This window comes from Paenibacillus xanthanilyticus (genome assembly GCF_042682185.1).
Taxonomy (GTDB): domain Bacteria; phylum Bacillota; class Bacilli; order Paenibacillales; family Paenibacillaceae; genus Paenibacillus_Z; species Paenibacillus_Z xanthanilyticus.
This window is the reverse complement of the sequence record NZ_JBHUHA010000001.1, coordinates 2,575,300-2,587,802: the sequence shown is the minus strand read 5'-3', so window position 1 is coordinate 2,587,802 and position 12,503 is coordinate 2,575,300. Positions and strand designations below refer to the sequence as shown.

The window sequence follows — 12,503 nt, the reverse complement described above, 5'->3', positions numbered from 1 at the left end:
GCTCGCTTGGATGAATCTGGTACTACGTAGTCATTCCCCAAGGAAGAGGCAGACATTCACACAGGCCGTCGCTTGAGCTTAAAAGCCAATTGGACATTGTCGCCCCGCTAGAATCGGATTACAATGGCTACGAGAGTACATCGAAAGCGATTGCAGCCAAACCAAAAGGAGGGCATGATCGTGCGCGTCGAACAAAGCAAGCTGTGGGAATCGGACAGCGAAACGTATTATGTGAAGTACTTGTTGGATAACTCGGGCGAAATCGAGGCGGATCGGAAGCGTCCCGCCGTCATCGTCTGTCCGGGCGGCGGCTACATGTACACGTCGGACCGGGAGGCGGAACCGATCGCGATGACGTTCCTCGCCGCCGGCTACCACGCGTTCGTGCTGCGCTACACGACGACGGCGAACGGGAATCCGGCCTATCCGAATCCCGTGTACGATGCGGCCCGCATGATGCAGACCGTCAGAGCGAACGCCGCGGAATGGGGCGTCGATCCGGACAAAATCGCGATTTGCGGCTTCTCGGCCGGCGGTCACTTGGCGGCTTCCCTCGCGACGCGCTGGCAGGACGCCTTCCTTAGCGAGAAGCTCGGCACAGAGCCGGAGCAGCTCCGTCCCAATGCCCTCATCCTCGGCTATCCGTGGCTGGACGTCGCGCACACGAACGCGATCGCGCTTCGCGGTGCCGACGACGACTTCAAGGCGTTGATGCGGAAGATCGACACGGCAATGCTGGGCGAGAACTTCACGGAGGAGACGATCACGCTGGCGAATCCGATCCATCACGTGACCCCGAACGTGCCGCCGACGTTCCTCTGGCACACGGCGGGGGACGGGCTCATCCCTGCGGGCAATTCGCTCAAGCTGGCGCTGCAGCTCGAGAATCACGGGGTTCCTTACGAGCTGCATGTGTTCGAGACGGGCGGTCACGGCCTCAGCCTCGCGACGAAGGTGACGGGGAAGGACGAGCAGCTGAATGCCGACGCCGCGCAGTGGCTCGGTCTCGCGCTCCGGTTCCTCGCCCGGCATTTCGAATCGTAATTGGAAGATTGAACCGAGAACCGCGCACGCCAAAAGCCGCCCCGAGCGTCATTCTTCGAGATGGCCCCGGGGCGGCTTAATGTCTATGGGCTATCGCGCGGCGCGAAGCTAATGGACGGCGTCGGCCGTTTCGCCTTGGGCGAGCGGCTGGGAAGCCGCGGCATCTTCCGGCTTGGCGATCTTCATGCGGAGCGCGACGGGAGCGGCCAACAATACGATCGCCGCGGCGATGATGTACGTGGGGACGAGCCCCGTCAACTTCATCAGGAAACCAGAGAGCCCCGAGCCGATCAGCATGCCGGCCATCATCACGGGCACGATCGTTCCGTTCACCCGTCCGATATACGCTTCCGCGACCATCGAGATGAGCGCGGTGCCGAGAATAATCTGCATGAAGGTGACCGCGCCGCCGACCAAGAACCGCATCGTCGCCGTCAAGCCGACCCATACGGACAGCGCTTCGACGACGATGGACGCCGCCAGGAAGACGATGGCCGACGCGACGACGATGCGCGGATTCGCCTTGCGGCCGAATGCGGCCGCGGCTCCGCCGCCGACGAGCATGCCGATGCCGGACAGCGCATAGAACCATTTCAGGTCCTCTTTATCCAATCCGAGCCGCTCGGTAATGAGAAAGACGTCCAGCGGTTGGATCAAGCCGGAGCCGAGTCCGATCAGCGCGAAGGCCGCGGTGATAAGCAGCAGATTGCGCTGACTGCCCACGTAGCGCAGCCCCATCATCATCTCGCTCCATACGGAGCTATGCTCGGTCCGCTTCTCCCTCACATAGGCGGGAAGCGCCAGCTGAATCAGCGCCGCGGCGGCGAAGGCGATCACCAGGATCAGCAGCGACGTGCTTACGCCGAGCCAGACATAGACGGTCGTGCCGATCATCGGCCCGACGATGACGAACAGGGACATCAAGCTCTGCGTAATGCCGATCGCCGCCGGCACCAGCTCATCCGGCACGTGCCGCTTGAACATGATGGAGGACGAAGGCTGCGAGAATTGGCTGACGATCGCCGACACGATGGTCGCCGCGAATACGGCCTGCCACCATCCCGCTTCGATGAAGACCAGGATGACGGCGATGGAGACGGCGCTCAGGGCATCGCCCGCGATCATCGTGCGCTTGGGGTTCCAGCGGTCGGCGAGCGTGCCGCCGATCATCGAGAAGACGAAGATCGGCAAGTATTCGAACACCGTCAGCAGCGACACGGCGACGGGATCGTTGCCCGTCTGTTCCATGACGTAGAACAGCAGCGCCATATTGCGTACCCAGATGCCCAGCTGTTGGATCAGATCGACCGAAGCGACGATGAGGAACACCCGATTGCGGAACAATTCTTTCACGTCTCATCACTCCTTATTATTAATCCGACTAGTCAGTCTATTAATTGCGCAAAAAAATTTAGCGTTCTTCGGGCGTCTATTTTTTCTGTATGCCCCGGAGCAGAATATCGATCGATTTGCGATAGAGGGGAATGATTTGCTCGGTGCCCAAGTCGTAATAGGCGACCCCGAGACCGCCCAGCAGCCCGAGCACGATATACATGAGTTCGCTCGTATCGTACGGCTCGAACTCCCCGCTTGCCATTCCTTCTTCCAGCAGCTCCTGAAGAATGGGATATTGCATCCGCGTCATCTCGATCAGGCGGGCGTGAATGTCCGGGTCTGCCATCTCGCTCCCTGCGAACTCCTCCGCCGCTTTCAAGAGTGGATTCTGGAAATCCGTCGCGAACAACTCGGCCAAAGCATACAGCTTCTCGGTCGCGGTATGGAGAGGGGTGGAGACGCGCGTCCACTTATCGGTCCACTCCTGCATCGTCAGCTCCAGTATGTACAGGAACAGCTCTTCTTTGCGCTTGAAATGGTAGTAGATGCTGCCCTTGCTCGATCCGGCGGTGGCGACGATCTCGTCCATCGTCGTAGCCGAATACCCTTTCTGCTCGAACAGCGGTTTCGCCTTTAGCGCGATCCGTTTCTTCGTTTGTTCCCCCGCTCCGGCAGGTCTTGCCATGATGCGTTCACCTTTTTCTCTGCGGCGTAATAATAAACCGACTATCCAGTCTACAAACTCAGTATAGGCGTTAACCGGTCGCAATTCAAGGGGCGATCGCGGATCGGATTCATCGGATTGGGGCAAGCGCGTGATTGACGTCATCGTGGACGATTACAGAACGTCATGAGCAGACATGGCGCGCGGCCATCAGGACTGCTGGCGCGGCATTCCATTCTCCTTGGCGGCCTTCACCTTCTCTTCCATCTCTTTCATCAAGGACTGGATGTGCTGCGAGGAGTAGTGCAGCACTTTGTCCTGGATCCGGGCAGGGAACAACGCTCGAACATCGGGTGCATAATAGCTGCCGTCCCGTGGCGTGGTGTGCCCGGTAATCGCGAGCGATCCGTTCGTTCGGCTGACTTTCAGGACGACCGGAATGGACACGCCTCGAGTGGACTCCGAGGCATCCCGGGCCAGGTCGTACGCCTCGATTAAGCTCCAGGCGTACATTTTGCCTGCCTGCGTATCCTCTTCCAATATTTCGAAGGCTGCGAATTTGACATCGCCCGTTGACGGGCTCATGAGCTTGTCGGTCAGATAGGCTTCGATGACTTGTTCCTCGCTCGCGGGCTGCCTTTCTTTCTGGTGCTCCTCCAGATTAACGGCAACGTCCTGGACGTTCACGGCTTCGTTGGCGCACCCCGTAACTAGAATCGCGCCGAGCAGTATGCCTGCTAAACCAAATTTCATTTCCAGCACCTCCTCCAGCTTAGACGACGCGGAGATGAAAGAAGTTCCAAGTAAACCGATCCTCGGCCCCGTTTCCGATTCCGCGATGCGCGCCCGTTGTCCCGATGTGATCCGATCTACCGCTTATGTTGATTGGGTTCCTTAACAGCTGGTTAGTCTTATTACGATGGGCTAAATTGCGATTAAGGAGGCGAGGCAATTGAGGAGAAAGGTGATTCCCGTACTAGCAGCTACGATGGTGGCGGTTGCTGTCATGGCACCTGCGATGCAAGCTTCGGAGGGGACAAAGCGAGCGGCGAGTGTCTCGATCGCGGTCGATCTCGATCCGAATAGCGCGACGGGCATGCGCGTCGAAGGCATCACCGGGGACAAGCAGGGGCGCTTGTACACGATCGACATGGATTCGAAGCGGCTGTTCCGGTTCACGCCCGCGACGGGGCAGCTGGAAACGCTGACGGTTCTGCCAAGGTCCGCGACCGGCATGGCGTTCGACGAGCAGGGCAACTTGTACATGGCGAGCGGTGGAGGCAGCGGCGTGGACGGCGTCATTCTGCGGATCTCCGCCGATGCGCTGGTAAGCGGGCCGGTCGAGAGCGGGAAGGTGGAGACGTTCGCGCAGGATGTCGACGGCGCGAATGGATTGGCGTTTGATCGCGACGGCAACCTGTATGTGAGCGGTGGGGCGACGGGCAATATTTACGTCATCACCCCGCAAGGGGAGCGCACCGTATGGGCGAGCGGCATCGCAGCCGAGCGGCCGGAGCAGCCGATTACCGTGAACGGACTGGCGTTCGGCCGGGACGGTCGGCTGTATATGGCCAACACGAGCGCGGGCGAGATCAATCGGGTCCGAATCAAGAAGGACGGCACCTTCGGCGATGTCGAGCGCTTCGCGAAGGACCCGCTGCTCTACGGCGCGGACGGCATCGCCTTCGGACCGGATGGCGACTTGTACGTGGCGGCCAATGAGCGCAACGCGATCGTGAAGGTGTCCCGTTCGGGCAAAGTCAAGGAAGTGGCCGCCAACGACAGCCGCGGACCTCTGGAATTCCCGGCCAGTCTGCACGTCGTCGGCGATACGATGTATGTCAGCAACTTCGACGTCGCCCGCGGCGTCAACGCGCCGAACCAACCGGGGATCGGGGCCTCCATCGCCAAGATCGAACTGGAGAAGAAACACCGGGGGCATCACCATAAGCGCTAGTTTGCGATCGTGAAAATTATCCTTGAATGGCGAAGTCCGCCTGAACGTGTTCGTTCGGGCGGACTTTGTGGCATTTCAGCAGCTTCTAACGGCAACCGTCGCAGCCGTTACGCCGTCGCTTGAGCCAATTCGAACAAATTTCCCCACGGATCGGCGAAGAACGCGAGGCGGCGGTGGATCGCTTCCACCTCGAACGGCTCTCCGACCAGCGTCACGCCTTGCGCGGCCAAATACGCGATCGCTTCATCCACGTTGTTCACGTTCCAACAGAGATGATGATGACCGGGTTGGCGTAAGCTGCTGCCGAGATCCTCATACTGGGGCGCTTCGCTCGCTTCTCCGTCTCCGATCAGCTCGATAACGAACGAATCGTCGTGGGGCGGGGCTACATAAGCCAGGTTCATATCGCCAAACGGCCATTCTTGCAAGACGCGGAAGCCCAGCTTTTCCACGTACCAGTTCTTTGCAGCCTCATAGTCCGGCACGCGGATCGCGATATGGTGACCTCGAATCGAGGCGATCGGGTTGGCGGCAGCGTCCTGCCGAAGGGTGAGATCGGACATGCGGATTCCTCCTTAAGTTCAATGGCACAGCACATCATCGGAATGACAGGTATAAGCGTACCAGACGATGGCGCATCGAGCTTTGTTCGGAGGCCCAGATTCGTTGTTCATTTCGCTCAGCTTGATGTCGGAGGAAGCGACGGCTGTTTGAGCGCGGACGGCGGAAAGCCGAATTTCAGCTTGAATGCCTTGGAGAAGTGGGAGACGTTCTCGAAGCCCGTCCGGAAGCACACCTCGGTGACGGATAGCGACGAATGGGCCAACAGATCTTTCGCTTGATCCAATCGAGCATTCCGGATCCACTGCAGCGGAGATGTGTTATAGATCGCCTTAAAATCGCGCTTGAAGGCGGAGAGGCTGCGTCCGGCTAAATAGGCGAGATCCTGCACGGAGACGGGATTGGCGAGATTGGCTTCCACGACGTCCGCAATGCTTCGTCGCGCTTGGCGCTTCATCTGCGAGAGCTCGAACAAGAAGCCGGCATTCCGGTCGGCGATGCCGAACAGCAGCTCCAGCAGCTTCACCTTGACCAGCCCATCCTTCACCCGCTCGGGTTCATGGAAGTACGGCTGCAGCGACGCGAGATAGCTGAACAGCCGGTCATCGATCGGATGGACGGAGATCGTCGACTTGCTGTCGGCTTCGGCAGAAGCCGAATAGTCCGCCATCCGGACAAACTCGCCGATGACCTCGTCTTTCAAGAAGAACATGATGTAGTTGAGCGTATAATCGGAATCCGGCTCCCCGCTTTTCTCGTATTGGATCGCGACGGACTTATGGATCAGCACCATCTGGTGTTTGCGCGCCGTATGGACCTCCGCTCCGAACCGAACCGTGTACACCCCTTCAAGCACGAACAAGAGCATATGGTCTTCCAAGAAAAGCGTCCCGGTTGCCCCTTCCGTGCGCGTGCACGATTCAATGGCGGACATTCCGTTGAGGCGCAGTATTTTTTGTTGATGGGTAGCGGTCTTCTCTAGCGTACCGGGAATCTTCTTCATTCTGTTCGAGGGCGCAGCCATTGGACATGACTCCTTAGGAGAAATTTGCAGGTATGCGTCCCGATTTTAACATATTTCTCCACCTCCAAGGCGGAAATAAATGGTGTTAATGCAAGCGTCTTACGCGATGCACGGCTCTAGACTATAGGTATCGGATCTTGGGCAGGTTTTGGAGTAAAATGGTTTTGACAAGCGATATCCCCAGAGGAAGGAGGACGACACCATGAACGAGAACGGACCATCCCCCGTATATAAAGCGCTGCCCTATTTGAAGCCGATTGCGATCGAAGAAGCGGAGGACGAGCAAGGCTATGCGCTGTCGCCGGAAGACGACATCGTCGAGCTGCCGTGGAACGAAGGATTCATCGTCACGTTCCTGTGCGACGATGAAGGCATGGACGTCTACCGCTACGTGCAAAATCGCGACCTTCGCGAGCTTGGCCTGACGCCGGAGCAGCTGCTGGCCCAAAGTCTCGATCATTTGTACGACCGAACGGAGAGCCATGAGCTTCAATTGCAGGAGCTGCAGGATGCCGCGTATACCATGCTGCTGATGGACGGCAGCTTCGAAGCGAGCCTGCTGCTGCTGGATGATCTGTGGGACGGAACGCTGAACGACTACGCGCCATCCGGCTATGCCGTGGCGTTCCCTGCGAGAGATGTGCTGATGTTCAGCGATATCCGATCGGAGGAAGGCATAGCGCAAATGCGAGCGGTCATCGAGCGGATTTGGGTGAATGGCGATCATCTACTGAGCAAGGCGATTTGGACGCGGAACGCCGGGAAGTGGGTTCGGTTAGACGCATAGCAATCGGCAACCAGCCAGGGGGATGGCGCCTCCTCCTTCATTCACGCAGTTTGACTCCCTTGATTAAGAGCCACAGCGGAAACACCAGCTCAAATATAGCCCCCGGAATATACAGCACGGCGCCGGTGTCTAGACCGGCGATCGCCTGACAACTGCTAGCCAGCAGCCCGATATACCCGATGAAGCCGATCGCGGACAACCCGCGCGGAACCAACTTCGACCGGTAGAGAACCGAACATAAGAGCAAGCTGCCTAAACTGAGCACGGCCATCGCCAGCTCGAAGAGCAGGTCATGCGCGTCCACGGCTGCATGGGCGATCGCTTGGAGGTGCGAACGATTCGAGGCTTCCGCCGCCGCGTACTCGTCGCCGAGCGCCAAGAGAACGAGCGGTCCGGCCAAACTAATAATGAGGATCGCGGACTCGATGAGCCGGGAACCGAAATAGCCGAGCGCGAACGCCTCGTGATGCTTTCGGAGAATCGGGTAGAGCAGCATACCAATCCCCACGACCGCGACCGCGTTAATCAACTCCAGCAGCAATCCCGCGATTACATTTGTTCGGTCCGCATCCAGACCCGCGAGCAACTCGGCACGCTGGAGAACGGGATTCAACAGCCCGCTCCCGACCAAGTAAGCCGCCGTTGATATTAGAAACAATGCCCCAGCCACCCTTGCCATCCTGTTCAATCTCATCTCCCCTTCGCTCATGTTAGTAGGATTATAGCGAAGGAGGCGGGAGGGGCAGTAGACACTTTAGTGTGGTTTAGGAGGGGGCGGGAGTAGATTCAGCGCCTGGGCGCGCGCGATCGCTTCCGTGCGTCTTTGCACATGGAGCTTCTCGAAAATTCTGCGGTTGTGCCCTTTGACGGTGTCCACGGCCAAGAAGAGCTTCGCGCCGATGTCGCGGTTGGAAAGTCCCTCGGCGATGAGCGCGAGCACCTCGAGTTCGCGTGGGCTGAGCGGCTCGATCAGACCGCGCTTCCTGCCAGATTGGAGGGCCGCCCGAATGCGCGCCAGACCGGCGTGCGCTTCGCGAAGCGCCGGAAGCGGCAGATCGCCGGCTAGCCGAAGCGCCTCTTCGTAGCATTCCTCCGCCTGACGCGGCCCATTGTCCGATTCCTCGATTTGCCCCAGTCCGATCAGCGACATGACCGCCATCAGTTTATGACCCATCTGATGACTGTACGCGATGACATCGTGGTAAGCGTTCCGGGCCTCGGCATAATCCCCGCGCCGTTGGAACGCGACGCCGAGCATCCATGCGGCCGACGTCCGAACGGGGAGATTATCCGGACGAAGATGGTCTAACGCGCGGCGCGCCTGGGTCACAACGTGTCCGAGCTCGCGGCTATCGTCCGCTCCCGTATCCTTCGCCGGGGCAATCAGCTCGATAAGAGCATCGGTCTTATCCTCTTGCGCCGTCATCTGCATGGACGATTCCGCGGCCAGCAGCTCCCGTCTGGCCGCATTCGACTTTGCCGCCATCAGGAGCGAGGCCACCGCGGCCCAGGTTGCGGCGATCATCCCGATCAAGTCTCGCACGCGGAAGTCCCGGTCGGCGCCGTCCAGCGCGGCCTCCGCCGATCTCAGCTTCGGTTCGACGTGCGATGGTTTCCCCGTTATCAGCAGCACGGAACCATACATCACCCATAAGGCGGGTCTGGCGTCCAGCTCCGCGGCGGGCAGCGACTCCAGCCATTTCAGCGTAAGGCCTGCCGCCCCGCGGAGATGAAGCGGCATTCCGCCCCCTTCCAGCAGTCGCGCGGCGCGTTCGTGGTCGGCCGCTTCGATGGCATGACGCAACGCTTCGATCTCGGCACCGTGGGTTTCGTTCCATGCGCTTGCTCGCGCATGCAGCTCTGCGATGCCGCTTCGGTCCAGGCTATCCTGCAGCCGTCTCTGCAAGGATTCGGCAAACAAGCGATGGTAGCGATACCATCGTCGTTCATGGTCCAACGGAATGACGAACAAGTTCCGGCGTTCAAGCTCAAGCAGCCGCTGCTGACCTGACATTCCGGAATCGGGCACAATCGCATCGCAAAGGGAACCGCACAGGCGGTCTAAGACGGAGGTTCGCAGCAGGAACTGCTGGACGGCTTCCGATTGCCGCTGCAGCACTTCTTCGACCAGATAATCCAGCACGAAATGATGACTGCCGGTGATCGATTGCAGGAAGCGCTCGGCCCCCCGATCGCCTTGAATCGAGAGTGCGGCCAGCTGTAATCCGGCAATCCAGCCTTCGGTCCGCGAAGTCAACGTTTCGACTTGGTCCGCGGGGAGACCGAGTCCCAGGCTGCCGTTTAGAAATCCTTCGACTTCGGCGGAAGTGAATCGCAGGTCCGCCGCGCGCAGCTCGGTCAACTGATCTTGAACCCGCAGCCGGGCTAATGGAAGAAGAGGGTCCTCGCGGGTGATCATCACCAGGTGGATGTGCGCGGGAAGATGATCCAGCAGGAAGGCAATGGCCTCGTCGACGGGCTTTGATTTTGCTTCGTGATAATCGTCGAGAACGAGTAGGAAAGGGGCCATAGCGGCGGCGTCCCGAAGAAGCGCCGCCAGCATCGATTCCGCGGGAGGCGGCTCGGGGGATTGGAGCACGGCGAGCACGCCTTCCCCGATCGTCGCCTCGAGCGTCTGCAGGGAGGCGACGAGACCGGACAGGAAGCGCACCAGATCGCCGTCCCCTTCCTCAAGCGACAGCCAGGCGACGGGACGCCCGCAATCGGCGATCCATTCGCCGGCTAATGTCGTTTTCCCGTAACCGGCGGGCGCGGATATAAGCGTTAATTTGCGGTGCAAACCTAGATGCAGCTTCTCGACCAACCGCTGCCGGAGAACGCTATGGAGCCGACGGGGCGGAATCGTAAATTTGGTGGTTAAGTTAGGGGTAGACATATCCACATCTTACCATCGGGTGTACTCGCCATCAACGCGAGGAATCGTGCTGCCTGATCGAGAATAGCCATAAACTTTGCGTCGCACCTTGCCTCGGAGCTTTAACCCGCTGGTAAGCATGCCCGATTGTCAGACGTCCGCATTCGCACTACAATAGATAGACAACGACGATTGAAAGTGGGTTACGTCAACTTTGAGCAAAGCCATCATCAATACACTCGAAAAATACGCGCCGAATCTGGTGGCCATTCGCGAGCAGCTTACGGGCCGGACGATGGACGAAGAGATGATCAAGGGGCAGCTGGAGGTAGAGGCGGATACATACTGCACGCCGCTTTTGAACAAACGCATCTACGAGCTCAAGCGGGTGCATCTGCAGCTGATGGAGAAGCGCAACGATCTGTCAGGCCAGTTCTTGAACACGCGAATGGAGCAGAAAAATCCGAGCGACGAATTGATCGAGCAGCTCGATACGGTCGAGATGCAGATCCTTATGCTCGAGAAGGCGATCCATAAGAAGCAGGAGCAGAACCGCCAGCTGAGTCATAGCGTGGAGCGGAACTTCATCGACCATCCGTTCATCTCCTCGAGCAGTCCGAACGAGGCGACGCTGAAGAAGAAGCGCAAGGAGAACGGCGTGCTGGAGATGAGCAAGACGGGCTTCCGCAATCTGTTCTACCAGAACGGCAACGGGAAGGTGCTGCTGCCCTCGGACGCGCGCAACATGCTGGGCATCTTCAAAATGTGGGAGCAGAAGGGCAAGAGCAAGGAATTCGCCTTCGAATTCCGGGAGCTGCTCAAATGCGTCCAGGCCGATATTAACGGCGGAGAATACGAAGCGCTGCACGACAGCCTCGATAACTTGGGCAAGACGTCGATCGTCATGGAGGAGTATTACGATGCCGAGGCGAAGAAACGGAGAAGAACGAAGATTCATAATCCGTTCCAGACCGTCGAGATCGACCGGGACTCGAATCAGGCGTACGTGAAGCTGAGCGACGATCTATTCAAAAACCTGCTGCTCGGCAACGTCGTCTCCATCAGCATCTCGCTCTTCAACGATCTGGCTACGCCAACCTCGAAGAACCTGTACCTCGTCGTCGTCAACAAGACGAAGGACAAGGAATTCATCTTGGAGGTCGAGCCGCTGATCGGCCACTTGGGCATCAATTCGAACGAGAAGTCCAAAGCCTACTCGCTGCTCAAAGCATCGTTCGAGGAGCTGCAGAACTTCGACGTTATTCAAAGCTTCACGATTTTGAAAAACGGCCGGACCCCGGTTAAAATCATTTTTCAACCGAGCGACTGGCTGCTTCAAGCGAACAGCTATGACGAACAGCTGCTCATCGACAATGCCAACGCGCCGATCTATATTTAGATCGGCGTTTTTCGTACGCAGCGAATGCGATCGTAAACGCCTCTGCATTACGAAGAAAACGCCTCTGTATTACGAAACTCCTCTGCATTACGAACAAAAACACCTCTGTGTTACGAAACGCCTCTGCATTACGAAGAAAACGCCTCTGTATTACGAAACTCCTCTACATTACGAACATAACGCCTCTGTATTACGAAACTCCTCTGCGTTACGAATACAACGCCTCTGCATTACGAAATTAGGGGAATTCATGTTCGGGTGCCCCAAAATTTTTTTTCGCGATTTCGCTCCTCTCGATTACGAACCAAACGCCTCTGTATTACGAAACGCCTCTGCGTTACGAGCCAAACTCCTCTTTGTTACGAGCGATCATCCTTTCTGCTACGAAACCCCTCTGCATTACGAATGAAACTCCTCTGTATTACGAAAATAAGTTTCGCATAGGCGAAAAGCCCTGTTTTACGGCCGGCAACCTCCTTTGCATTACGAACAAACCTCCTCTGCATTACGATTGACCGCCGATTCGTCGTAATGATATTGTCGAAACTAGGCGACCTGAGTCACCTGTTTTGTGATGAGCGCAAGGCGAGACATGTTGTCTTGCTTACATAAGATGAACCGGCCGGCGCCGTCTTGAGCGGCGAGGCGCGTTACATACGGTAGAAAAAGAAAAACCCCCGCTGCCCGCGGGGGATAAGAACGCAAAGTCGCCAAACTTTGCGCGAGCTGCTCCGGCGCCAACCGGAAGCGGCGAATAGATGCAGATGCGATACATAAGATGGCTTCGAATCCGCGCCAACGGATTGAAGCAATGGTGAATACAATTCTACCATGCATTCGTCAGACGTCCTTTTTTC

The 12,503-nt window shown here is 58.0% G+C and carries 11 protein-coding genes; 4 read left to right on the top strand and 7 right to left on the bottom strand.

Annotated features, from left to right (window positions below; all coding sequences use genetic code 11):
- Positions 1–180: 180 nt before the first annotated feature.
- Positions 181–1,044, top strand: a complete 864-nt coding sequence (locus tag ACFSKT_RS10895; protein ID WP_377722760.1) for an alpha/beta hydrolase — start codon at positions 181–183, stop codon at positions 1,042–1,044.
- Between the two features lie 108 nt (positions 1,045–1,152).
- On the opposite strand, the gene ACFSKT_RS10890 is transcribed toward ACFSKT_RS10895, so the two are convergent.
- The 3 genes from ACFSKT_RS10890 to ACFSKT_RS10880 all read right to left on the bottom strand — a co-directional run bounded on the left by ACFSKT_RS10890 (position 1,153) and on the right by ACFSKT_RS10880 (position 3,796).
- On the bottom strand, positions 1,153–2,397 hold the full coding sequence (locus ACFSKT_RS10890) for an MFS transporter (protein ID WP_377722759.1): 1,245 nt from the start codon (positions 2,395–2,397) through the stop codon (positions 1,153–1,155).
- Between the two features lie 76 nt (positions 2,398–2,473).
- Positions 2,474–3,064 carry a TetR/AcrR family transcriptional regulator gene (locus tag ACFSKT_RS10885; protein WP_377722758.1) on the bottom strand — a complete coding sequence of 197 codons (591 nt, stop codon included), beginning with the start codon at positions 3,062–3,064 and terminating at the stop codon, positions 2,474–2,476.
- 189 nt (positions 3,065–3,253) lie between these two features.
- The gene (locus ACFSKT_RS10880; RefSeq protein ID WP_377722757.1) at positions 3,254–3,796 is read right to left on the bottom strand and encodes a hypothetical protein; all 543 of its coding nucleotides are present in this window, start codon (positions 3,794–3,796) and stop codon (positions 3,254–3,256) included.
- A 199-nt stretch (positions 3,797–3,995) separates the two neighbouring features.
- Here ACFSKT_RS10880 and ACFSKT_RS10875 point away from each other — a divergent pair, with 199 nt between their 5' ends.
- On the top strand, positions 3,996–5,000 hold the full coding sequence (locus tag ACFSKT_RS10875) for an SMP-30/gluconolactonase/LRE family protein (RefSeq protein ID WP_377722756.1): 1,005 nt from the start codon (positions 3,996–3,998) through the stop codon (positions 4,998–5,000).
- A gap of 107 nt (positions 5,001–5,107) precedes the next feature.
- On the opposite strand, the gene ACFSKT_RS10870 is transcribed toward ACFSKT_RS10875, so the two are convergent.
- Positions 5,108–5,563: a VOC family protein gene (locus ACFSKT_RS10870; protein WP_377722755.1), complete on the bottom strand. Its 456-nt coding sequence runs from the start codon at positions 5,561–5,563 to the stop codon at positions 5,108–5,110.
- Between the two features lie 116 nt (positions 5,564–5,679).
- The gene (locus ACFSKT_RS10865; protein WP_377722754.1) at positions 5,680–6,585 is read right to left on the bottom strand and encodes a helix-turn-helix domain-containing protein; all 906 of its coding nucleotides are present in this window, start codon (positions 6,583–6,585) and stop codon (positions 5,680–5,682) included.
- Between the two features lie 202 nt (positions 6,586–6,787).
- On the opposite strand from ACFSKT_RS10865, the gene ACFSKT_RS10860 reads away from it, so the two are divergent.
- A complete protein-coding gene (locus tag ACFSKT_RS10860; RefSeq protein ID WP_377722753.1) occupies positions 6,788–7,372 on the top strand; it encodes a DUF1444 domain-containing protein in 585 nt (194 codons plus the stop codon).
- A 37-nt stretch (positions 7,373–7,409) separates the two neighbouring features.
- Here ACFSKT_RS10860 and ACFSKT_RS10855 read toward each other — a convergent pair whose 3' ends face one another.
- The gene (locus tag ACFSKT_RS10855; protein ID WP_377722752.1) at positions 7,410–8,030 is read right to left on the bottom strand and encodes a DUF4386 domain-containing protein; all 621 of its coding nucleotides are present in this window, start codon (positions 8,028–8,030) and stop codon (positions 7,410–7,412) included.
- Between the two features lie 96 nt (positions 8,031–8,126).
- Positions 8,127–10,268: a winged helix-turn-helix domain-containing protein gene (locus ACFSKT_RS10850; protein WP_377722751.1), complete on the bottom strand. Its 2,142-nt coding sequence runs from the start codon at positions 10,266–10,268 to the stop codon at positions 8,127–8,129.
- 193 nt (positions 10,269–10,461) lie between these two features.
- On the opposite strand from ACFSKT_RS10850, the gene ACFSKT_RS10845 reads away from it, so the two are divergent.
- Entirely contained in the window at positions 10,462–11,646 is a 1,185-nt protein-coding gene (locus tag ACFSKT_RS10845) for a replication initiator protein A (RefSeq protein WP_377722750.1), read from the top strand.
- The last annotated feature ends 857 nt before the right edge of the window (positions 11,647–12,503 follow it).

Coding starts and splice junctions, on each gene's coding strand:
- ACFSKT_RS10885 (WP_377722758.1), bottom strand. CDS start 3,064: ATGGCAAGACCTGCCGGAGCGGGGGAACAAACGAAGAAACGGATCGCG.
- ACFSKT_RS10870 (WP_377722755.1), bottom strand. CDS start 5,563: ATGTCCGATCTCACCCTTCGGCAGGACGCTGCCGCCAACCCGATCGCC.
- ACFSKT_RS10880 (WP_377722757.1), bottom strand. CDS start 3,796: ATGAAATTTGGTTTAGCAGGCATACTGCTCGGCGCGATTCTAGTTACG.
- ACFSKT_RS10865 (WP_377722754.1), bottom strand. CDS start 6,585: ATGGCTGCGCCCTCGAACAGAATGAAGAAGATTCCCGGTACGCTAGAG.
- ACFSKT_RS10860 (WP_377722753.1), top strand. CDS start 6,788: ATGAACGAGAACGGACCATCCCCCGTATATAAAGCGCTGCCCTATTTG.
- ACFSKT_RS10850 (WP_377722751.1), bottom strand. CDS start 10,268: ATGTCTACCCCTAACTTAACCACCAAATTTACGATTCCGCCCCGTCGG.